Below are 23,291 nucleotides of genomic sequence, written 5' to 3' on the forward strand. Positions count from 1 at the left end.
GTACTCTCGTTCCCAGCCTGAGGCTGGGAACGAGGTGAGGGGTCAGACCCATCATTCACCAGGGCATTGCCCACCCTACTTTATTTCTCTTCCCTAACCTCTAATCCCTATCCCCTATCCCCTATCCTCTTCCCAAGCGAGTCAATTCTTCGCCTGTGACACGGCAAATTCGCCAATCATCCAAAACGGTTGCTCCCATACGGCGATAGAATGCAATAGCTGGCTCATTCCAATCCAAAACGCTCCATTCCAATCGTCCACAACCTCTTTCTACAGCTATTTGAGCAACTTTTGTCAGCAGAGATTTCCCAACACCCTGTCCTCTGAACTCTGGTAGAACAAACAAATCTTCTAGATATATTCCTGGCTTTGTTAAAAATGTTGAATAATTATAAAAGAATAGGGCAAACCCTACAGTTTGCCCTGCATATTCTGCTACTATTGCTTCTACGTATTTTGGCGTTCCAAATAGGTGTTCTTTTAATAAGGAAGCATTGCCTGTGACAGCATGAGATAGCTTTTCGTATTCTGCTAGCGCCTTAACTAATTCAAACAGTGCATCACAATCCGCTGGTTCAGCAAAACGTAAAACAGTCATTAGTTGTTTGTCCTTTGTGATTTGTCCTTCGTCATTTGTCATTTGTCCTTTGTCATTTGTCCTTTGTATTTTAAAGATTGATAATCCAATGACCAATGACTAATGACTAATGACCAATGACTAATGACTCATCATACCAACCACCCTTTCAAACGTTTAGCGATATGAGGACGGCGCAACTTCCGCATGGCTTTACTTTGAATTTGTCGAACTCTTTCACGGGAGAGGTTAAACATATTGCCTACCTCTTCCAAAGTGCAGGGTTCGCTGGTGACTAACCCATAGCGCAGAGAAATCACGTCTTTTTCTCTTGGAGTTAGCACATCGCCCAAAACTTCCCATATCTCCTGGCGCATCATGCTTTCGTTCATTTTTGCTTCTGGAGATTGGTTATCTTCATCTTCCAGTAAATCCATGAGTTCCGTGTCTTCTTCTTTACCAACACGGTGGTTGAGGGAAAGGGCTTGACGTCGTAATTGTTGAAGCTGGCGTAGTTGTGGCGCAGGAATTTCTAAAGCTTCCGCCATCTCCAACTCTGTTGGATTGCGACCAAGTTTTTGTTTGAGTTCCCTCTGGGCTTTTTTGAGTTTATTAAGTTTTTCAACAATATGAATGGGTAAGCGGATTGTTCTTGCATCATTGGCAATAGCTCGTGTAATTGCTTGTCTAATCCACCAGTAGGCGTAAGTGGAGAACTTATATCCCTTGTCGGGATCGAATTTTTCTGTCGCACGATTTAATCCCATTGCACCTTCTTGAATGAGATCCAGGAAAGGAACTCCGCGATTTAAGTATCGTTTGGCAATGGAAACAACTAATCTTAGGTTTGAGCGAATCATTTTGCGTTTCGCGACCCGTCCCTGATATAAGCGATTTTCTAATTGTTTTTCTGTCATCCCTAACTGGGCTGCCACTAGTGATTTACCCGGTTGATACCCCAATTTGTTATGTAAAGAAGCTTGTAATTCTCTAAATTCTTCTAAAAATCTGACTCGACGCGCTAATTCTACCTCTTCATCTGCTTTAAGCAATGGGTAACGCGCCATTTCTTTAAAAAATGCCCCTACAGCGTCATCATATTCGGTTTTGTTATACCCCGAAGGACGTGCTGCTGCCATGCCGTCTCCGTCTCGATCTTCGGTTTCTAAATTGTCTGCGATTCCAGATTCTTCTATTGCTGCATCTATTGCGGCGTCTACTACTGCGTCTAAATTGAAAGCTAATTCTTCATTATCAGCAGTCGTTTCCAATTCAATAGTGCCTAAGTCAGCAATACTCATGGTTTCCATTAGGGATTGTTGCTCTGTTTGGTACATAGGTACATAATTAACGTGATAGTGACAGATGTGTAGAAATGCTTGTTTTCTTTTTCCACGGAGATACGCACTTAGGGGTATGTTTTAAGTGCAAAATGTAAAGCCTTAACAGTATCTATATCCTTGGTTAAAGTTGAGGATCTACTCGTCATTACCAAAACTTCCCTCTTTGGTTAAAGTGTTTCAGCTAACAACTCTAGCAGGGGTGTCACAGGTAGGGAATGAGGTTGAAGTATGAAGAAGATATAGGGAACACTAGCATACAACTGTTTTTTTAATTGACAACGCTTATTTCATACTTCATCTTTAACACTTAAACCATAGAGTTGTCTTCATCTTTTGGTTACAAATAGATACTTTCCTAAACTTATTTCGCTATTGCGCTTTACAGATATTCTGTCAGACCACTGACATATATCTTTCTCATTTTTTCTTACAAAGAAGCTATTTCAAACCCCCTCTCAATTAATTTTTTTTTATTTTTACATAAGTTATCTTTTTACCCGGCGATCCTTAAATATTCATATGATTTTCTAAAAAAGTTGACTTTTTCTGCTTTGGTAGCCACCATAAGATATGTAAGCTTCTTGCTGCGGGGCTGTGCATTGCTGTTAGCTTTCCCTTGGTGGCACCAAATTGATGGGTAAAAACTTTAGCAATGACTTCTCTGATAAAGGATCTCACAGACTTCAAGGCTTGAATATCTATCATTGGGCGGAAAAGGCTTCTTTTCCATTTACGTATCCGGAGAAAATAAAGCGAAAAAAGTGGAGATTGCCTATTTGAATCCGAACTGGCATCCGTTGATTTACCGCTATCTAAAGTTGAGATGAATTTATCTCCCGGATTACATAAGAGGAAACTTATCAAGTATTATGTCTTAGGACAGTATTGCTAATTACATTTTTGATGAAAGGGTTGCAAACAGTTAGCTTCAGTTGGCAAGGTTAAGATAAACAAACAGATGGACGAATATTATTTAGACTCCTCCCAGGTAACGATTATGTATATGAATGGTGTCAGTTTGCTCCCTATGACGGTTGCTGAACCAAGCAAATCTTATAACACAGAAGTCAATAGGAATCGCTGGATGGAGGTGTTGGTAGATAATCCGTCCGGTTCCGAGCTTTACGTTTATAGAGCGCCAGAACAATTGGCAATAAAACCTGGGGATATTTTAAGTGTGCCATTCGGGTCTCAATTGATAGGGGGAGTTGCCATTCGTTTTCTAACACAACTACCAGCAGATATACCACTAGAAAAAATTCGGGATGTGGAAGAAGTAGTCAGTTCGGGCTTTTTTCCATTGGCGTATACAGAACTGGTGAATAGAGTTGCATCGTACTATTGTACGCGCTTGATTGAAGTGATTCGCATGACTCTACCTCCGGGCTTGTTAGGGCGATCGCAGCGGCGCATTCGCTTAACTGTAGCTGGGGCAGCGGTTTCTACCAAAACAAACTCTGTACTAGAGAAATCCCCGATAGATATTTCCCTTCCCATTTTGAGTTTTACCAATGTACGAAAGTCTCATTCTTTCCCGATACATTTTTATTTACTTCATGTTATTGAGAATAAGGTCTTACTGACATTATTAATCTTTCAACAGTCAGTGGGTAAAATCAGTAATAAAACTGCAAATCAAATATTACAACTTCTTCAAGAACAAATAGATGGAGACTATAGCTTTGTATATCTTCAGCGTCAAGTCCCAAGCGCCCACAAAGCTGTCCAAGAATTGTTGCGTCGCGGTTTTGTAGAAAGTTATTTAGAACCTCCACAGTTAGCTAAACCCAAATACGAAAAAGCAGTGACCCTAGTGGGAAATGTGTTTGACCGGGATCTAACCTCTCGCCAACGAGAAGTGCTGGAAGTCCTGAGAAGACGAGGGGGCGAGTTATGGAAAAATGAATTGTTGCGGATTAGTAACACAAGCTCTACAACTCTTAAAAATTTAGAACAAAAAGGTTACGTTGTCATCCAAGAAAGGGAGGTATTGCGAACAGAAAGTTCCTCTACTCCAGGGGAGATGCTAGAAAAAGAACAAAGTAAGATATTAACATCCGATCAGGCAAAAGCGTTAGATGAGATCGCTCGTTTGGACGGATATGCTAAAGTACTCTTACACGGAGTCACAGGTTCCGGAAAAACAGAGATTTACTTGCAGGCGATCGCTCCAGTGTTAGCGCAAGGGAAATCAGCCCTTGTTCTAGTCCCTGAAATCGGACTCACACCGCAGTTAACAGACCGTTTTCGCGCTCGTTTTAGTGTAGGATTCAACGGAACCTCACCCGTACTGGTTTACCATAGCGCCCTTTCTCCAGGAGAAAGATTCGACACCTGGCGGCTGATGCTAGCAGGGGAACCCCAAATCGTCATAGGTACGAGAAGCGCTGTATTCGCTCCATTGCCAAACTTAGGTATCATTATCTTAGATGAAGAACACGACAGCAGTTTCAAGCAGGATACTCCCGCCCCAACCTACCACGCCCGCACCGTCGCTGAGTGGAGAGCAGAATTAGAAAATTGCCCCCTCATTCTTGGTTCCGCTACACCTTCTTTGGAGACTTGGGTAGAGGTTAGGGACAAGGGGGACAAGGGGGACAAGGGAGAAAGACTAATAACTATGCTCAATGCCCTTTTGCCCAATGCCCTTTTGCCCAATGCCCAATCCAAGAAGTAAAATCTTACCAAAGGCTGTGAATTTTACCGATGACTTCCTTTTTCAAGTTTATTAAGGAAAAACAGTTTTCTCAGGTAGCGGTACTCTTACTGCTGCTAGTACTGTTGGCTCTAGGAGCTATTCCAGGTTATCTCAAAGGACGCTGGGAGTGGCGCGAGCCAGCAAGAATCGTGACTCTCAAAGAATTGAGACAGATACGCCAAAAGGGAATATCTATCCCAGGCTGGAAAACTGTAGAACAACGGGAGCAAGAAATTAGCGCACACAAGTGGTCTTACCAACTCATTCAAAAAGAAGGTCAGCAGACTAAGGCAATTGTGTTATTGCTACCACAAAACGGACCTAGAGATCAACCTCAAGTAGAATGGTCAGAAATTGATAGTCTGTGGCAGTGGCAAACTGCTCAAAATCGTGCTGCTGAATTTACCGTTAAACAATCTCAAGCATCGGCTTCTTCAAATACCGAAATTAAAGTACAAGCAAATTTTTTCCGTGGAACAGCTAACAGACAAAGTTTTGCAGTTTTGCAATGGTATGCTTGGCCTACCGGTGGGAGTGCATCACAGATAACTTGGTTCTTAGCCGATTTATCAGCACAGTGGTACAAGCATCGCGCTCAGTGGGTAGCAGTTTGTGTTCTCCTTCCGATGGAACCTTTGGGACAAGTAGAAAAGACTTGGAATGAGGTTAAGTCAATCGGTCAATCAGTCCAGATTGCTCTGATGACAGGACCTTTGAATGATTCAAAACTCAAAAATCAAAAGTCAAAATAAGGTTTGCACGATATTTATATTTAGAAAGGGTGTTTCGTCTTTTATAGAAGTAAAATAAAAATTCGTGACTCGAACGCAATAATTTTTTATAGCTCCTGGTTATCTTATGCGTATATTTAGCGCCCTATCTTTCATAGGTCTTCATGTTGGCGTCTATTTAATCGCAGCAACTGTTCAACCTGTTGCTGCTCAGAATGTCCCAACTCAAGAGTTACCACCAGGATCATCTACTACGCCTCCAACGAATATCTTAGAACAACCAAGACAAATTGAACCTCCTATACCTCCCTCTAGTCCTGAGGTCGATCCCTCTCTTAGCGATGGTATCTCACCTCAATTTACCCGCTACCTCTTAGGACCGGGGGATGCTGTCAACGTTTTAGTTCAGCGCCCTTCTGGTAAATACCGTTTAGGACCGGGAGATGGCATTGCTGTTTCAGTTCAACGCTTTCCAGATTTGAGCTTTCAAGCTCTCATTAATCCAGAAGGAAATATTGCAGTCCCTTTATTGGGAACAGTTTCGCTCAAAGGCTTGACCTTGGAACAAGCCCAAGAAAAAATTCGTGTTGGTTTAAATCGTTTTGTTGTCGATCCCATTGTGACATTAGCTCTGACAGTACAACGTCCGGAGTTAAACTTTGCGGCTCAAATAAACCCAGAAGGCAACATTGTCGTTCCACAAGTAGGAACAATATCTTTACAAGGTTTAACTTTGGATGAAGCCCAAGAAAAAATTCGTCTGAGTTTAAGCCGTATCTATGTCGATCCAGTTGTGTCAGTATCCTTAGCCGCACAACGACCGGTTCAAATCACAATTAGTGGAGAAGTGACTCGACCGGGAATTTATTCCATTTCTGCTGCACTACCCCGTGTTGGGGATGCTTTACTCGTAGCTGGTGGTTCCTCTATGACGGCAGACCTGCGACAAGTACAAATACGCAGGCGCTTGGTTGATGGTTCTGTCGCTACACAAAATGTTGACCTGTACACTCCTTTGCAAAATGGGGGTTCGGTACCAAATTTACGCTTGCAAGATGGCGATGCTATTGTGATACCCCGTCGGGAAATTGCCACAGATGATGGTTACGATCGCAACCTGGTATCTCGCTCGACTTTAGCTGTACCGCAAATTAGAGTCAGGGTATTAAATTATGCCTCTGGAGGGGTTGTCACCATACCGCTCCCTAATGGTAGTAATTTTCTAGACGCTTTAGCAGGGGTTAATCTTGACACTGCTAACCTTAGGGGGGTTAAATTGTTTCGTTTCGATCCGGAACGCGGTAGAGCCATTGCTCAAACCCTCAATGCCAGAAAAGCACTTTCAGGCGATGCATCTCAAAATGTTCCACTTCAAGATAATGACGTGATCGTAATAGGTCGGAACTTAATAGGTAGAATCACGAACGCTATAAGTATTATTACTCGTCCTTTCATCAGTATAAATGCTTTCCTCGACTTCTTCAACGACTTTGGTCGTGATTAAGTGTTTGGCATAACATAGTAAGGTGTGGGGCTAACAGTCACCAGTGACCAGTGACCAAACCTCTCACCTGAAATTTTTAGTTCGACCTGTTTTTATTAAATGTTGCTATGACTCCACCGATTGTTAAACGCTACCTCATCGCCTTTGATAAATATAAGTGGATTGGTCTTGCTAGTTTTGGTTTGGTTGTAGCGGGTTCAACGGTGGTAGCTTTGCAACCAGAACCAGCACCTACCTTTATAGCAAATGGTGCGTTAACCTACGCTCGCCCACCAGTTTCTTTTTCGGCAACTGGTTCTGAAATTAACCTGCAAGGGCAAGAACTCAGTGAGGAAATTTTGCTATCAGATCAACTCGTTGAATCTGTAGCAACAAAATTAAACATCAGCCCTAAGAAAATTGCGGCAGGCATTAGCCTTAGACTGCCTCCAAAAGTAAAGGAAGCAGCCGATCCACAACCAACAACAATTGAACTAAGGTATAGGGATAGCGATCGCACGCGAGCAAAGGAAACCTTAGAAGAATTGATGGAGGCAATGATCCGTTTAAGCGCTGACATCAACACAAGGCGATTAAACTCAATTATTGCAAAAGTCAACGAACGTGTACCATCTGCAAAAAGAGATTTACAAGTCGCCGAGCGGAAACTAGAACTTTACGATCGCAGAGAAAGACCGGCAATATTGGCTGCAGAAAATGGGAGTTTGCTTAACGCGATTACTAGCAGTCAAATTCAACAGAGACAAATTCAACTCACCCTTTCTGGAATTGATGCTCAAATTCGGAGCATTCAAGAAAAATTAGGATTAAATGTCAACCAAGCTTACGTTTCTTCTGCTTTGAGTGCAGACCCAATTATCGCCAACTTGCGAACGCAAATCTATCAAACGGAATCTCAAATAGAAGTTTTCCGGAAAGATCTCCGACCCGATCACCCAACAATGATTCAGTTGCAGCGTCAGAAAGAAGCTTACGAGACTCTATTACGCCAACGTGGTGGAGAGGTGATAGGGGGAGCAGATGGCGCAGCACCTTTACAAGGAACAGTATCCATTCGTTCGCGAAGCAACTTAGACCCCGCAAGACAAAACCTGGCAAATCAAATGGTGGCTTTGCAAACCCAACAGGAAACGCTGCGACAGCAATTAACAGACTTAGGACAGGATGAAACCCGATTGCGGCGAGAGTATGCATTGATACCAAACAAACAATTAGAGCGATCGCGTCTGGAACAGGAAGTCGCACTGAAAAAAGCCGTGTACGACCAAATGCAGGTGAAGTTGACCGACGCCAAAACAGCAGAAGCGGAAACAGTGAGTAGCCTGGGTGTTGCCAGACAAGCCGTAGCGCTTCCTGTTGTGACGCCACCCAAGAATGCAGCCATCACTTTAGGTGTAGGTAGTTTACTAGGACTGGTCGTTGGTGGTGGAGTGATATTTTTGTTAGGAGCACTCGAAGGAACATTCAAAACCAAGGAAGATATCCGCGATACCCTCAAACAACGCGAAGTGCCTCTCTTGGGCGAGTTGCCTTTGATGCCAGTTGATGATTTACCCCCTGGAGCATTGCCAGTCATCTTATCTCCAGAGTCCCCCTACCTGGAATTTTATGAGAAGTTCCGCAGCAACCTGCGCCGGATTGGTGGTAGGAACTTAAAGGTCGTATTAATCGCGAGCACTAGCAGCAGTGAAGGTAAGACTGTGAGCGCTTATAACCTTGGAGTCGCCTCCGCCCTGGCTGGAAAACGCACCTTGATTATCGAAACCGATTTGCGATCGCCCTCTCGTGCGTCATCCTTGAGAGTCAGCCCTGACCCCGACGCCATTGTCGATCCATTACGCTATTACGCTAGTTTAAGTGAATGTATCCGCCTAGTACCTGATGTAGAAAATTTATACATTTTGCCTAGTCCGGGACCCGTGCGTCAATCAGCGGCTGTTCTGGAATCGAGTGAATTCAGACGACTGATGGAAGATGTCCGCGAACGCTTCGATTTTGTCATATTAGATACTCATTCTCTAAGCTTATCGAACGATGCTCTGTTAATTCAACCTTACAGTGATGCCATAGTACTTGTAGCACGACCCAACTATACCCAAGAAAATATGCTCACTGAAGCTATTGACCAATTAACAGAATCAGAGCTACCACTGTTGGGAACAATTGTCAATGGTGCTGATGTTGTTGTTACCCTACCACCGCCACCTCTACAACCACCCAACACCCCCCCAGAAGAAGAACTTTCAGTCGGAGCCAGAAGATAATACCCTCGTTCCCAGCCTGAGGGTGGGAATGCAGAGTGCGAGGCTCCGCCTCATGCGGCTAGCTGAATACAGGAAGCGACAGCCCACAGTAAGGCATTTCCAGCCTCTGGTTGGAAACGGAATCTTGTAGATTGCGTGATATAATCAATCAGTAAAAAAGGAAAAATAGTTAACAATAATATTAATTATTGCTGACCAATGATTTTTCTCTAAATCTTAAGTTAAAAAGGTTATATAAGAATACGGTTGGTGTGGAAAGAATAAAGGATAAAGTATAAAAGATGAAGTATATCCCAAGTATGAATTTGTGGGTAAGAGATAAAAATCATTCAAGATTAATCTTTTTTAAAAGAGAAATTTAGGGGCTGCATTTACTTAACAAAGAAACACTCACCTATATAAGTAGGCGAGGCAATACTGCAAGGGCTCTCGGAAATTGTAGGTTGGGTAGAACGCATAAGTGTTACCCAACAAATGCTGATAAATGTTGGGTTTCGTTCCTCAACCCAACCTACGTTAAATTTGAGCAAAAATCCCGACAAATATTAACAAATGACAAATGACAAATGACAAATGAACACAATTAAGACTGGGGGCATAACCAATATTTTTGAGAAACGCCGTTTCCTGGCTGCAAAAATCAAAAGTATAGAGACAGATTTTAAATCGTTGGAATCGGAGATACAAAGACTTGAAGAAAATCGCCAGCAGTTGTTAACATCTCCTAATGTTTCCAATACAGTTAAAACTTGGCCAGAAATCAACTTAGCAGAACTACAGCAAAGTATTAGGAATGAATTAGAAAACCTGCATAAAATTAAAGAACATTATTGTCAAGAAACAATAAAAATAGGGGTTGTTGGACGACCAAAACAAGGAAAAAGCCGATTATTACAAAGTTTAACTGGATTAACGAGTGCTGAAATTCCAGATGGACACAGACAGCATTGTACGGGAGTTTATTGTAGTATCCATAATAATTCCGTTGAGGAAACTTATGCAGAAGTGTGTTTTCACTCCGAACATTCGTTTCTTATGGAAGTCATTTATCCCTACTATGAAAAGTTATCTTTAGGGGTAAAGCCCAAGACAATAGATGAATTTGCAGCTAAAACCCTACCCCTGTTACCAAATGTTTTTTCCTCAGAAGCAAACCAGGAAACCATGTATTTACGCTTGGTCAGGTATCATATCAATTTAGAAAAGTACCGACATCTCATAGGACAACCTTCTCCCCGTCGCATTTCTAAAAATGAAATTCCAGAATATATCGCACAAGAAACTGCTTACGGAGAGCACAACTTTTTTAACTACTTAGCTGTTAGAGAAGCAACAATTGTTTGTAAATTTCCCAATACTGATGTTAGGCAAATTGTCTTTGTGGATATGCCCGGTCTTGGCAATACGGGTATTTGCAACGAGCATTCTCTAATTAAAAAATTAGCACAAGAAGTTGATGCCATTTTGTTTGTACGAATGCCAAAGTCAATGGGAGACACCTGGCAAGAGGTAGATATTAGTTTATATGAAAAAGTATGTACTGCAATAGCTGAGGTGCCATCTCATGTATGGTGTTTTCTAGTACTGAATCGTACAGAAGCTCATTCACCCTATCGAGATAACTCAAAAATTTGTCAAGATTTAGTATTAGATATTACCAATAAAAGCATAAATGTAGCTGAATATATAATAGCTAACTGTGCAAACAGGCAAGAAAGCCACAAACTTTTAGAACATTCCCTAAATCATATAGAAGAAAAAAATCTTGATTTAGGTTACAAAGACATCTTGTTGAGCCAGCAAAAATTAGCTATAGTGCAAAGCAAAGTTAATGCTGAGTTAGATAAAGTGGTGAAAGCTCTAGATTTAACAACTCAAGACGCTCGGGAATTTGCATTAGTTGAGAGAAAGTTCCAGGAAGTTATGCGAGATTTGACAAATGGTCTTGAGAAGCTACTTCAAGAACTGCGAAAAAACCGAGAATCCGTTGATTTGGAATTCAAAAAGCAAATTGAAACTGCTTTACAAGCGTGTCGAAACGATACAGGAATTCCTTCAGTTCAAGAAATAGAAAATCAGTATACTCTGGAAAAAAGCTACCATGTGGTCTATGAAAAGTATTTACATGAAATTCGCGCCCGGTTACTACAGCATTTTTTGTTATTAGATGAAGGGTTAAAGCGATCGCTCAACAAAGTCAAATCACAAGTAGCAAAGGTATTGATTGAGAAGGGACATTTAGGAAGCCTGACACAAGAACGAGGAACTGAATTTATTCATGCACTTGCGACTCAAATACCAGATGAACTGATTCCAGGGAGACCAAGCCAGCTAAAATACGGATTCAAAACACTCGCTGAATATCAGCTTTCTTACCGGGGATTCATACAGCATCGCCTTCGTCAGTCCCTTGATGGGCTGACTCCGAATGAAACTGCAACACTCAAGCTCACAAGATCCACTTCAGCCGAACAAGTCCTCTTAAATCTCAAGATTGCTTATGCTGAAACCCTCAGCAAGTGTGAAAATACCTTGAAACAGTTGCTAAGCGAACCAAATCAAGCAGCTTACGCAACTGTAGAAGAGTTTGTTGACACCATCCTTCGTAAGAAAAACATAGAAAACGAGTGGAGAATCTTTTTACAACAAGAGAGAGAACAAAACCGACAAGAAACTCCACAAGAAAGCGATCGGCTTTTGACATCACGCGACGTACTCGACTTCGTACAACCCTCACCAGTCACAAATTAAAATTGGTTTGTAGTTGCGCTGTCTTCGCATGCATCGCAACTACAAACTGAATTAACAAGAATTTACATCTCGTTATATAGTTTTACTGTTTTTAGCAAATTTATTTCAGCAGTATTAAGATTATTTGCTCTCACTTAACTTAAGCTAACTTGACGGAAGCTAAGTTCAATGAAAATCCTTAGACGGATACGGCTATTTACTACAACACTATCATACCTTCTGGCAGTCTCCGTAGTAATAATGCTTGAATTAGGAGAGAAAACCTCTTGGCACCACAATTAAATAATAAAAATGTATATGATATATAGTAATTGGCTGGATAATACACCAGCTATCCTAGGTTTAGGTTTTACAGGCGTGCGGCTTATTTATCAAGCATTGCTATTGAGCGAGATAAAAATTACTGTTGAGCCAACCAAGCGAGCAAATTCCTAACCAAAGTAAAATCTAACCACTTCTGACCCACTGCTTCTAATTCCTTAACTGACAAAGACCGGAGGCGTTTAACTAGCTTGTCTTCAATAGTAGCGAAATAACGATTAAGTAAGGGTACGCTCGACGAAAGTGCTATGAAGTGATTCCCTTTTTCAATACCACGTCCTTGAAAACTAGTAATATGGAAGACTTCGGGTTGTTTGCGATCGCCCGAGTGCTTACCAATGGCAGCTGCTAAAAGTACATATTTCAAGTTTTTGAGTTGTGAACGTACTCTAAGAACTTCAGAGGGGAAAGCAAGCACAATCTTCTAACAGGTTCCCTGGAACTTAAATAAAACTTATTAAAGATAACAGTGTTGATTCGGAAGACATAGTTACTGTAATTAGACCACGATCTTATATGAGATGCACAAGTTAACGAGCTGTGTGTCTATAGGTTTACTCATAAACTAGCCGCAAGTACCCATGTCTGACACTCAAGAGCGTAATTCCGCTTTTAACGCCACTGCTATGACCAACATTCAACACGCCAAATTACAGGATTTATCCTTAAATACGGCGCGTAGATTACATAAAGCTGGTATTCGACCTGGTGAACCTTCAAGAACCAAGATACAAGCCCAAGAAATGTTAGAGAAAATCCCTCCATCTCAACGTGCAGCCATAGACAGCAAATCTACAGCTAGTAACGCTAAAAACTATTTATCTGATAAGCACGCTAGTCACATCAAAGCCCATAGCAAGGGTGGCTCTAATCATCCCAACAATATCAAATGGGAAAATGCCAAAGACAACATCGCTCGTGGCGATCAACCTATGACTTGGGAGGAGCAAATGAGACTGAATGCCAAATGGCATTTTGACAATTTAACAGGTGCTGTTAAAGCAGGTCTTCAGGCTGCGCCTTTGGGAGCTGCTGTCGGTGTAGTGACAGCAGCGCCTTTTTCGCTCTTAACGAATGCACTGCGTGTTGTTCGGGGTGAAATTTCCGCACAGGAAGCGACTACAGCAACATTAAAAGATACTGTTATGGGTGGTGCAGTCGGTGGTGCAACAGCATTTGCCACGACAGCATTAGCAGCAGCTTGTCCACCAATAGCGATCGCTTTTACTGTAGCAGCACCAGCCTTAGCTGTTGTTGGTACTGCGGGTATGGTTTACGAGTTTTTCAAAATCCTCGATAACCATAAACAAACTGTGAAAACCTATTACGAATCTTTAACTCAGCAAGAATTAGAAAGATTACAAGTCATTGAAAATGAACTGATTTACGAACACAAGAAAAATCTAGAGTTTTTAGTTGAAGCAGAAGTCATTAATCAAGGCAGAAGTAGCCAAAGAAATGGGCGTTCTGACTATTGGTGTGGTAAATCGTTCATTTTTCGATAGTCAGATAGAACAACTCAAAAGCCGAGTGGATACGCTAATTATTATTCCTAGCTCAAAAGCAGATTTGGCAAGAAGAGTACAGTAAATTAGGTGAATTTGATACTAAGAAAATTTCCGCACGTTTTTATGAAGTAGTAGGGTGGCGTGTCATCAATGGCTGTTTAGTATCTTCTTCCCTGAACTTTTCTCTCAATGCACCGTTAGGACATTTGCCAGTGAAAGTAGCAAGTCGAGGTGGGGGTGTGGCAAGTTTTTTATGCTCCATGTATAAATGTGAACAAGAAGAGGAAGAAACGCTAGAGCGCCGGTCGAGTAGAAGTAGTTGACATAAAACGCAAGATATGCAGAGTGTTAAAATCTGGAATTTTAGTATTCCGTCTTTATGCGTTCGCGTAGCGTCTCCAAAGGAGAATCGCTAAAAATCAGACCCAAATATTTCACCAAAAATCGTGGTTTTCCCTCGACACACATAATTATGCTTTTGTCAATCGTTATTACTCGACCGGCGCTCTAGGAATATATAAGAAACTCAAAAATTTTTTAGCAGATGGGAAATGGAGAGAAGCTAACGAAGAAACTAGGATAGTTATGCTCAAGGTAGCTGGTCGAAGTCAAGAAGGCTTTTTTCAAGAAGAAGATATTGAACGATTTCCCAGGCAAGACCTAGAAACTATCGATAGACTTTGGCGTAGCTATAGCCTCGATCGTTTTGGCTTTAATATTCAAAGATATATTTGGCAAAACGTGCAAGAAGATTGGCATGAATTTGGCGATTGCTTGAAATGGGGATATTATGATGAGTGGGATAACTTTCAATGGATATCAAAGGAAGAAATAAATTTTACTTTAAATGCACCAGAAGGTCATCTTCCTGCTGTTTTCCCATGCTTAACTCAATCTAAACGGTACTCGTGTGGGATGGGGTTTTAAAAGACGTAAAGATTATCTCTGGATATCATACCATAAACTAAACTTCAGTTTAGATGCTCCATTAGGTCATCTTCCTGCTGTTTTTCCATCGTTAAATCAATGTAGAGGTTTTGATGAGCAAAATGTTTGCTCTATTCTCTCTAAATTTGAATTTATTTCAAAATAAAGATGATTTTAGTAATTGTATAGCAAAAATACCGCACAAAGTAAGTTTCATGCCTTTCGGTAATCCGTCTCTAAGTGCGGTATTTTTGCTTGATTTACATCTTCATTATAAGAGTGTTTTTCGGATACGTCTATTAAAAATTTGTTCAAGATGCCATGAGTTTAAATCTTAATAAACTAACGCCACAACAAGAGGCTTGTATTCCTTTATATCGGGAAAAATGGCGTACAATTTCCTTTTCTACTTTGCCACTTGTCGAGCAGAAAGTATCTGAAGCGGTGAAAACTGCTTATGAAGTTATTGGAGAAAAAATGACGAACTTAGGCGCATATTACTTGACGAAATAGGATACGTCCAAGCTTCAGACTAAGATTTTTAAACTTTATTATCCACAAGAGCATGAAAGTAACCCTGATAGCTTTCCCTCTAGCTTGTGAGAGCCTAAGTTAGCTGCAAATATATCATTTTCCATAGCAGCAATAGTTTCTTCTATTCTGGCTTGCAAGTCACCATTACGACGAGCAAATTTTCGGAAAGCTCTTTTAAATTTGCTACTAGTAACTAATCTATACATCTGTTTCGTTTGGGTTATTGAGATATTCTCGTAACTCTTGAATTGTTTCGGCAGCTGTTTGAACTTTGAACCTACCTGCGCGGAATTCAGCAATAGAAGCTGCTGCGTCTGAGGCAATTTCATCTCGCCGACTTTCAATAATTCGGTTAGTGAGAATTTCTACCAACATTTCTTGCTGCTCTAAAGGAAGCTCCATTGCCGCATCTAAAACTCTATCTAGGTTACTCAATTGCTTCATCCTCTTAATTAGTTGTGTCGATAACAAAAATGGATTTCTTAAGTATTTAGGTAGCTAGTGGAGGTTTCTTCTAAAGCTTCCACTATTTTAGAACCTAAATGGCTTGAAAAATAATTCCTCACGAAACCTGTTGTTGTTAATGATAGCGTGGCAGCCTTAGTCACGGGTCGGACGCATTGAATTCAGCGTAGGTAGAGCTATGCCACACTGAAATACGCAGTTATTGGCAATTGTGTTAACCGAACACCTGAAACCCCATCTTTCCGAGAGGTGTTTTCACCCTTCCCTTGCGTTCCATAGAACAAATTCTTTTTACTTTCCTTCCAATCTGTTGCAACGCATGGAAGCTTACCCTGGCTTGGCAAGTTTATTAATGTAGCTTGACGCTTGTGCATGGAAGAACTAAGCTAGGTGTAGTGTTAAACTACAGATGTAGCGCTATGAGTGACGGGAAAGAAAAGGAGGCAGTGTAATGCTTAGCGAATACATCAAAGCTGCCATGCACCGAGCCAAGTACGAAATCCTTAAGGAAGATAGCACTTATATTGGGAAAATCCCGGAGTGCCAAGGTGTATGGGCTTCTTCCGATACCTTAGAAGCTTGTCGGGATGAACTACTTGAAGTGCTAGAGGAATGGATAATTTTGGGGTTACAAATGGGTCATCCACTGCCAGTCATAGACGGGATTGACCTTTCTTTCAAGAAGGACGAGGCCGCCTAATGCCCCCGTTTGGCCCCATCAAGCGCCGCGACTTGATTGCGTATTTACGAGAACTAGATTTTGATGGCCCGTTCTCTGGCAAGAAACACCAGTTCATGTCTAAAGGAGCGTTGCGGGTACGTATTCCCAACCCACATCAAGGAGATATTAGTAAAGGATTGCTGGGTACAGTGCTGGAACAAGCGGGAATCAGTCGCTTGGAGTGGGAGCAGCTATGAGCCAAATCGACTATGTAAAGGTATGATTTGTTAATAAAGGGGCGCGACTGGAACTGACTGAGTACTGGGTTTGAAGCAGACGAGTCAGCTTTTTTGTGGATGTGTGACCGTTTGTTCATATCCCCTAAAAAATCGCTTTAGAACTGGCATCCGAACGGCACATTTGACGTTGGTGTTGCGCCCCTTATCAGGCAACGATCGCCCTCAACTTTCTCCCCAAGCACTATGCAAGTTGTCCTGTGAAGTATTGGTCACACAAGGAAATAACCGTTTTCTATCGACCCATCATTTGACCAAGTCACAGTGGAAGAGTTAAGTTTAAGGACATAAAAGTTGCTACTTGCAAATAGCTCAAAGTTATGTCGGTTGGTCATCCTGTCCGCCCAATTTCTGCAAATTAAATGTGGAACATCTGAGGTCAAAAATAAACTACCAAAAACCACTTGACTGATGAATAATCCTGGGGCATATCCTGTTTTACTAGCGGAGGACAATGAGGGCGACTTAATTTTTTTGCAGCGTGCTATCCGTAAAGCAGGTGTGCCTATTTCTCTTCATGTTGTCAGTAACGGAGAAGAAGCCGTGAGCTATTTGTTAGGAGAAGGTCAGTATGCAGACCGAGAACGTTACCCCGAACCTGTCATATTAATCACGAACGTGAAAATGCCAAGAATGAACGGTTTAGAGTTATTGACATGGGTTAAGCAGCAATCAAATTATAAACATCTGCCTGTTTTAGTTATGAGTAGCTCTGAAGAACCTGAGGAAATGAACCAGGTTACTGCTTTAGGGGGCTGTGTATACTTTGTCAAAACGAGTAATTTGGATACGCTGACAGAATTTGTGAAGCAGATGATGACGTATATCCGTGACCAGGAATCAGTGACCAGTGACCAGTGAGCACTCCCCAAAGGATAAACTTGAGAGAAATAAATTGTTTTGTTTGCTACATCGAGTGGTTATGCAAACGTTAAAGGAGAAAATTCAGCTTGAAGAACGTTCAAGGCTACTAAGTTATGCGATCGCAGTTGCTGTTAGCCTGCTGGCACTGCTAATTTCGCTCGTCTTATCGCCACTCCTAGCACAAAATTCCCTAGTCTTGTTTGTTACAGCTGTAGCGATCGGTTCCTTGTATGGAAGTTTTGGTGCTAGTTTGCTAGCTACTACACTCTGTAGTTTAGCTTATACTTACTTCTTCATAGCTCCAATTTATTCTCCTGCTATTGCTACTGAGAATGGGATTCTGGAATTGGGCTTATTTGTGGGAGTATGTTTGCTAATCAGCAGTCTCAGCACTGCTCGTCACTCCACAGAAAATCGCCAACGCAAACAAATCGAGATTGAATTGCAGGAAAGTTACAACTTACTTGAAACAATCATTGAGGAAACCACGGATGCTGTCTTTGTCAAAGACCTTCAGGGGCGTTACAAATTCATTAATGCGATCGCAGATCGGATTTTGGGCAGAGCAAAAGAAGAAATCATTGGCTTTGATGACACAGAACTCTTACCTCTTAACTTTGCGACGGCTTTGAGAGAGGTTGACCAAAGAATTATGATGAAGGGAGAGGGGGAAGTTGTGGAAGAGAAGGCGCTCTCGGATGGCAGCGTCCACACCTATCTTTCAACAAAAGATCCCTATCGGGATACTCTTGGCAATATCATTGGTTTAATTGGAATAGCACGAGACATTACAGAACGCAAGCAAACTCAAGAAGCATTATCGCGCTCTCTTCAACGCCTGGAAACCCTGCAACAACTCGATCGTGCTATCCTGAATGCGGAGTCAACCGAAGAAATTGCTCGTGAAGCACTTTTACGGATGCATTACGTACTGCCTTACGTTGAAGCCACCGTTGCACTATTTAATTTTGAAACAGGTAATGCCCAGATACTGGCAGGCACAATTGATGGTGTGTCAAGGGGGGAAACCGTACCGCTCGAGCAGTTGATACCAAATTTTATTTCAAGGGAATCAGAGAGAATTCGTTATGTAGAAGATATTGCCACTCTTGAGGAGCGCCCGCTTTTAATTGAGCGGCAACTTTTAGAAGGCAAGCTGAGTTTTTTGGCAGTACCACTGGTGGTGGAAAGAAATTTGATTGGTGAACTGAGTCTATTTGCCAATCAAAAGGCAGCGTTTAGTCCAGAACACCAGCAAATTGCTACTGAGGTTGCAAACCAGCTAGCAGTAGCAATTCAGCAGGCTCGACAACGAGAACAACTGCAATGTTACACTATCGAACTCGAACACCAAGTAGCAGAGCGAACGGCGGCACTTGAGGAATCCAATGCTGATATGGAAGCCTTTACTTACTCGATAGCTCACGATCTACGGGAACCCGTGCGTGTCTTACAAGGATTTGCGCGAGTTTTGTTGGAAGATTACACCGACGAACTAGATCCGGTTGCACAAGACTTTATCAAGCGCATTTTTACCAACGCCGAGCGGATGGAAAAGTTACTGCGGGACTTATTGGCATACAGTCGCCTGAATCGGCTGGAGTTATCAGCTAAGCCTACTAGCTTATCAAATGTGATGGCGGAGGTGCTGACTTTACTGGAAGTACAAATTCAGCAGCAGCAAGCGATTGTGACAGTAGAAGAACCACTGCTGACGGTGATGGGGAATTATACCGCCCTTGTTCAGGTGGTCACAAATTTATTGAGCAACGCTATCAAGTTTGTGGCTCCTGGAGTTCAACCTTCTGTGCGGGTATGGACACAAAAGCAGGATCTGTGGATGCGGTTGTGGGTGGAAGATAACGGTATCGGTGTCGATCCAAGACACCAACAGCGCATTTTCAGAGTATTTGAACGCTTGCACGCGCAGGAAGTGTATCCTGGTACTGGCATTGGCTTAGCGATCGTCCGTAGAGCAGTTGAACGCATGGGAGGGCAAGTTGGTATTGAATCGGCAATAGGGCAGGGAAGTCGGTTATGGATAGAGTTGCCAGTCACTCCTCAGTAATAGTACTGCTTACTGAAGGTGAAAAACTATTCTATAACCAACGAGCAATAGTATAACTTACGCCAAAGTCTTATAAAGACTACTAGATTAACTCATAGTGTTGACCGTTTTAACAAATTTAAATGTTGCGCCTTCTTCTAATTGATGATAACGAACATGACCGTACCTTGATTATTTACAGATTAAGGTGTGAATTCCCTGACCTTAAGGTGGAACAAGTTACACAAGCTGAAGACTTCCAGCAAGCATTGGAAGCAGGTCATTTTGAGTTAGTCATCACTGATTATCGTTTGCGTTGGAATGATGGGCTGACTGTTTTGCGCGATATTAAGTCCCGCTATCCCAACTGTCCGGTCATTATGTTTACTGATAGCGGCTCTGAGGAGATTGCAGTTGAAGCAATGAAGACGGGGCTGGATGACTATATCATCAAATCAGCAAAGCACTATGTCCGTTTGCCCGTTGCAGTCCGCTCAATCTTACAACGATTGGAACAACAGCAAAGAGCAGAGAAAGCCCTGCAAGAAGCGAATCAGCGTTCTGCCGATATTCTTGAAAGCATTACAGATGCCTTCTGTGCTTTGGATGAACAGTTTCGATTTACTTACATTAATCAAAAATTAGAGCAAATTTTGCTCAAAACGCAGGCAGAGCTTCTCGGCAAAAACATTTGGGAAGAGTATCCGGAAGCGATCGACTCTGTATGCTATCAAAAGTATCATGAAGCCGCAACAACAAAACTTCCTGTCCAATTTGAAGCGTTTTGTCCCCACCTTGATATGTGGTTGGAAGTGAGAGTTTATCCACAGGCAGATGGACTGACTATTTACAGCCATGATATCAGCGATCGCAAGCGTTCCGAGTTAGAACGAGAGCAATTTCTTGCCCGCGAGCAAGCCGCCCGTGCAGAAGCAGAAGCTCAAGAGAGGCGTTCCACCTTCTTAGCGGAGGCAAGCCGCCTTTTAGCTTCTTCGCTCGACTACCATACTACGCTCAGTCACGTGGCAAGTATAGCAGTCCCAACTCTTGCAGACTGGTGTTTTGTGGATATTGTTGAGAAGAATTTGACTGTCTTTAATGAACCAATAATCGTTGCATCCGATCCAGAGAAGGAAGCGCTGATTCGAGAACTCAGGCAACGGTATCCCCCCCCAGCCGATGCAGATTTTGGCGCACCGAAGGTTTTGCGAACAGGACAGCCGGAAATGGCTACTGAAATTTCAGAGGTACTTTTACTGTCCATAGCACAAGATGACCGACACTTGAGCTTGTTGCGCCAGTTGAATGCACAGTCTTATATGCTCGTGCCACTGATTGTTGGCGATCGCAAGCTCGGTACAATCGCTTTTACGTCAGCACAGCCAGAACGTCGATATCAAAAGGCAGACTTAGCGATGGCTACTGAAGTGGCTCAACGGGCTGCCATTGCAATTGACAATGCACGGCTATACCGGGAAGCTTGGGAAGCCAACCGGATTAAAGACGAGTTTTTAGCGATCGTTTCCCACGAACTCCGCACGCCACTGAACTCCATACTTGGTTGGGCAAAAATGCTGCGTCAGCGAAAATTAAACCAAGCTACTGCTACTAAGGCTCTTGAAACCATAGAGCGCAATGCCGAACTTCAAACGAAACTTATTGAAGATATTCTTGATGTTTCACGGATTGTCCAAGGCAAAATCCGCCTTAATTTACGTCCCCTTTACCTAAAACCTGTGATTGAAGCTGTGGTCGAAAATACACGTCCTAGTGCTGAAGCCAAAGCAGTTCAGGTTGGGTTAGTAATTGACCCTAATGTCGGTCAGGTGACAGGTGACGCAGATCGCTTGCAACAGATTGTGTGGAATCTGCTTTCCAACGCCGTCAAATTCTCCCCTTCTGGAGGACGGGTTGAAATTCGGCTCGAGCAGGTAAATTCAATGGCTCAAATTACAGTAAGCGATACAGGAGCAGGTATTAGCGCTGATTTTCTGCCCTATGTCTTTGAACGTTTCCGTCAGGCTGATGGCTCAACAACTAGAGCAAATGGTGGACTGGGTTTAGGGCTGGCGATCGTGCGTCATTTAGTTGAGATGCACAATGGCACGGTTTATGCAGCCAGTGATGGGGAAGGCTTGGGCGCAACTTTCACGGTGCAACTACCGATTATAGAAGAACAAATTGTACAGCAAACTCCCATGCGCTTAAACTCTAATAGCGAGTTTCCATCTCTCAATGGTTTGCGAATTCTTATTGTAGACGATAATGTTGATACTCTCGAACTGATTACCTTCATTTTAGAACAGTGTCAGGCACAAGTCAAAACTGCGACATCAGCCAGTGATGCGATCTCAATCTTCTTACAATTCAAACCTGAGGTTTTGATTAGTGACATCGGTATGCCCGGTGAGGACGGCTATTCGCTGATTCAAAAAATCCGAACTCTTCCACCAGAGCAAAATGGACAAGTTCCAGCCGCTGCTCTCACGGCATTTGCTGGAGAATCTGAAAGCAGTCGCGCACTAGCAGCTGGGTTTCAAATACATATTTCCAAACCAGTTGACCCTACTGAGTTAGTCGCAGCCATTGTGAAGTTGGCTAAACTCAACGGACAGGTTTAAAAACCTCGGTGTTTTTTTGTATCTGTGGGAGTGGCAAACTGGACGCATCTTAAAAGCGCAGGGAAAAATCAAAGAGGCGATTTCTGCCTACAAGCGGTTACAAGTTCCTGACAGAAGTACGAGGGCAGAGGGCAGCTATGTAATGCCCTCGTACTTCTTTTCCCACAGGAGGTATGCGGTCTGTACTAAATGAAGGTGAATCAACTAAATCGCCCACTGCAACTACGTCTCGCCGTCCTTGGAAAGTGGGAGACCCAATTGTGGAAGCGCAAGGTGTTTACAGACTAGCGAATGGAGAGCTTGTTCTGAGTCGCGAGTGTCCTTAACTCCTTAAAATCGGAGTTTGAAGAGCCCCTCTCCTCCTAGGAGAGGACTTCTAGCCATTCCGGCTTCACTTCCAAACCGGAACGCATCTCTAAGGGAGTGTAAAACACACCGTCGAGTGCCCATTTAACTTTATTTAACATTTCATTCATTGGCAAACTTTTATCTGCCACTGTAAATCCACCTTCGTGAAGGCTAATAGCGGGTTTTAGCCGCTTTAGGGCGCGAGATTCGGCAGTCTGCACTACAATATTAAGAGTCGGATGCTCCTGCATCAGCAAATAATATTGGTCTTGCTGTTGGCTTTCAGAACGATTTACCGAAGATAACTCCAAATGCCGACGTATAATGAATGACTCTTGCAACAGCCCGTTCCGAATAGTCTCTCCTTTCTCACACATTCTCATCCATTGCTTACTGTACCACCAAACTAACGCTTGTTGTGCCTGATGATGAGAAACAAGCAACCACCAGACAACCAAAACACTGCTAATAATAAGTACGCTTTCTTTCAGAAGAACCATTTCTGTATTTTAAATAGTTAATTGTCTGCAATGGCATAAGTGTAAACGGTTCATTTTTATGAATCATCTATAGATTAAATAGTATACTTTTCTTTCAGGCGATGTTAATTGCAAGAAAGGACAAAGCTCATTGCATAAAAGTGCAACCCTATTACCAACAATTGTGTTATCCCTGTTTTATGACTTTGGGTAAAGAAAAAATAAGAATCAACTCAACTAGCAATTATTTTTGCACGCTTCTGACAGCACCAAAATTTATTCACGCCCATCTACTTCATAAAAAAATACGTTAAACTCAGCCATGCTGGAAACCATCGCTATAGATTATAAT

The 23,291-nt window shown here is 42.4% G+C and carries 20 protein-coding genes and 1 pseudogene; 14 read left to right on the forward strand and 7 right to left on the reverse strand.

The window, feature by feature from the left end; genetic code table 11:
- Positions 1-121: 121 nt before the first annotated feature.
- The 3 genes from F7734_RS16640 to F7734_RS16650 all read right to left on the reverse strand — a co-directional run bounded on the left by F7734_RS16640 (position 122) and on the right by F7734_RS16650 (position 2,625).
- Positions 122-598, reverse strand: coding sequence for a GNAT family N-acetyltransferase (locus tag F7734_RS16640; RefSeq protein WP_155745792.1), 477 nt, complete (start codon positions 596-598; stop codon positions 122-124).
- Between the two features lie 131 nt (positions 599-729).
- A complete protein-coding gene (locus F7734_RS16645; protein ID WP_155745743.1) occupies positions 730-1,914 on the reverse strand; it encodes an RpoD/SigA family RNA polymerase sigma factor in 1,185 nt (394 codons plus the stop codon).
- Between the two features lie 513 nt (positions 1,915-2,427).
- Positions 2,428-2,625: a hypothetical protein gene (locus F7734_RS16650; RefSeq protein ID WP_155745744.1), complete on the reverse strand. Its 198-nt coding sequence runs from the start codon at positions 2,623-2,625 to the stop codon at positions 2,428-2,430.
- Between the two features lie 292 nt (positions 2,626-2,917).
- Here F7734_RS16650 and F7734_RS16655 point away from each other — a divergent pair, with 292 nt between their 5' ends.
- From F7734_RS16655 to F7734_RS16675, 5 genes are all read left to right on the forward strand, one after another.
- On the forward strand, positions 2,918-4,597 hold the full coding sequence (locus tag F7734_RS16655) for a DEAD/DEAH box helicase (RefSeq protein WP_243146925.1): 1,680 nt from the start codon (positions 2,918-2,920) through the stop codon (positions 4,595-4,597).
- Positions 4,598-4,626: 29 nt separating this feature from the next.
- On the forward strand, positions 4,627-5,370 hold the full coding sequence (locus tag F7734_RS16660; protein ID WP_155745745.1) for a cyanoexosortase B system-associated protein: 744 nt from the start codon (positions 4,627-4,629) through the stop codon (positions 5,368-5,370).
- 106 nt (positions 5,371-5,476) lie between these two features.
- Positions 5,477-6,853 (forward strand): polysaccharide biosynthesis/export family protein, encoded by a 1,377-nt coding sequence (locus F7734_RS16665; RefSeq protein ID WP_155745746.1) that lies wholly within the window; start codon positions 5,477-5,479, stop codon positions 6,851-6,853.
- Positions 6,854-6,960: 107 nt separating this feature from the next.
- Positions 6,961-9,117, forward strand: a complete 2,157-nt coding sequence (locus F7734_RS16670) for a tyrosine-protein kinase domain-containing protein (protein WP_155745747.1) — start codon at positions 6,961-6,963, stop codon at positions 9,115-9,117.
- 573 nt (positions 9,118-9,690) lie between these two features.
- A complete protein-coding gene (locus F7734_RS16675) occupies positions 9,691-11,868 on the forward strand; it encodes a hypothetical protein (RefSeq protein ID WP_155745748.1) in 2,178 nt (725 codons plus the stop codon).
- A gap of 400 nt (positions 11,869-12,268) precedes the next feature.
- Here F7734_RS16675 and F7734_RS16680 read toward each other — a convergent pair whose 3' ends face one another.
- Positions 12,269-12,556 (reverse strand): DUF4351 domain-containing protein, encoded by a 288-nt coding sequence (locus F7734_RS16680; RefSeq protein ID WP_155745749.1) that lies wholly within the window; start codon positions 12,554-12,556, stop codon positions 12,269-12,271.
- 1,061 nt (positions 12,557-13,617) lie between these two features.
- On the opposite strand from F7734_RS16680, the pseudogene F7734_RS63520 reads away from it, so the two are divergent.
- The 3 genes and pseudogenes from F7734_RS63520 to F7734_RS16695 form a co-directional block, all read left to right on the forward strand.
- Positions 13,618-13,752: pseudogene (locus tag F7734_RS63520) on the forward strand (cell division protein FtsZ); the annotation flags it as partial.
- 458 nt (positions 13,753-14,210) lie between these two features.
- Positions 14,211-14,624 carry a GUN4 domain-containing protein gene (locus F7734_RS16690; RefSeq protein ID WP_347566220.1) on the forward strand — a complete coding sequence of 138 codons (414 nt, stop codon included), beginning with the start codon at positions 14,211-14,213 and terminating at the stop codon, positions 14,622-14,624.
- A gap of 321 nt (positions 14,625-14,945) precedes the next feature.
- Positions 14,946-15,137 (forward strand): hypothetical protein, encoded by a 192-nt coding sequence (locus tag F7734_RS16695; RefSeq protein ID WP_155745751.1) that lies wholly within the window; start codon positions 14,946-14,948, stop codon positions 15,135-15,137.
- 38 nt (positions 15,138-15,175) lie between these two features.
- Here F7734_RS16695 and F7734_RS16700 read toward each other — a convergent pair whose 3' ends face one another.
- Positions 15,176-15,364, reverse strand: coding sequence for a plasmid stabilization system protein (locus tag F7734_RS16700; protein ID WP_207714118.1), 189 nt, complete (start codon positions 15,362-15,364; stop codon positions 15,176-15,178).
- Positions 15,357-15,602 (reverse strand): hypothetical protein, encoded by a 246-nt coding sequence (locus F7734_RS16705; RefSeq protein WP_207714119.1) that lies wholly within the window; start codon positions 15,600-15,602, stop codon positions 15,357-15,359. Before F7734_RS16705 ends, F7734_RS16700 begins: the two co-directional genes overlap by 8 nt.
- 472 nt (positions 15,603-16,074) lie before the next feature.
- Between F7734_RS16705 and F7734_RS16710 the strand changes: the two genes are divergently transcribed.
- The 6 genes from F7734_RS16710 to F7734_RS16735 all read left to right on the forward strand — a co-directional run bounded on the left by F7734_RS16710 (position 16,075) and on the right by F7734_RS16735 (position 22,438).
- The gene (locus F7734_RS16710) at positions 16,075-16,323 is read left to right on the forward strand and encodes a type II toxin-antitoxin system HicB family antitoxin (protein WP_155745752.1); all 249 of its coding nucleotides are present in this window, start codon (positions 16,075-16,077) and stop codon (positions 16,321-16,323) included.
- Positions 16,323-16,541, forward strand: a complete 219-nt coding sequence (locus F7734_RS16715) for a type II toxin-antitoxin system HicA family toxin (RefSeq protein ID WP_155745753.1) — start codon at positions 16,323-16,325, stop codon at positions 16,539-16,541. The genes F7734_RS16710 and F7734_RS16715 overlap by 1 nt, the downstream gene beginning before the upstream one ends.
- A gap of 450 nt (positions 16,542-16,991) precedes the next feature.
- Positions 16,992-17,441, forward strand: a complete 450-nt coding sequence (locus F7734_RS16720; protein WP_155745754.1) for a response regulator — start codon at positions 16,992-16,994, stop codon at positions 17,439-17,441.
- Positions 17,442-17,502: 61 nt separating this feature from the next.
- Positions 17,503-19,512, forward strand: a complete 2,010-nt coding sequence (locus F7734_RS16725; RefSeq protein ID WP_155745755.1) for an ATP-binding protein — start codon at positions 17,503-17,505, stop codon at positions 19,510-19,512.
- Between the two features lie 122 nt (positions 19,513-19,634).
- A complete protein-coding gene (locus F7734_RS16730) occupies positions 19,635-22,112 on the forward strand; it encodes a response regulator (RefSeq protein ID WP_155745756.1) in 2,478 nt (825 codons plus the stop codon).
- 173 nt (positions 22,113-22,285) lie between these two features.
- Positions 22,286-22,438, forward strand: a complete 153-nt coding sequence (locus F7734_RS16735; protein WP_155745757.1) for a hypothetical protein — start codon at positions 22,286-22,288, stop codon at positions 22,436-22,438.
- Positions 22,439-22,474: 36 nt separating this feature from the next.
- On the opposite strand, the gene F7734_RS63525 is transcribed toward F7734_RS16735, so the two are convergent.
- A complete protein-coding gene (locus tag F7734_RS63525; RefSeq protein ID WP_243146918.1) occupies positions 22,475-22,960 on the reverse strand; it encodes a hypothetical protein in 486 nt (161 codons plus the stop codon).
- Between the last annotated feature and the right edge of the window lie 331 nt (positions 22,961-23,291).

The organism is Scytonema sp. UIC 10036, from assembly GCF_009725235.1.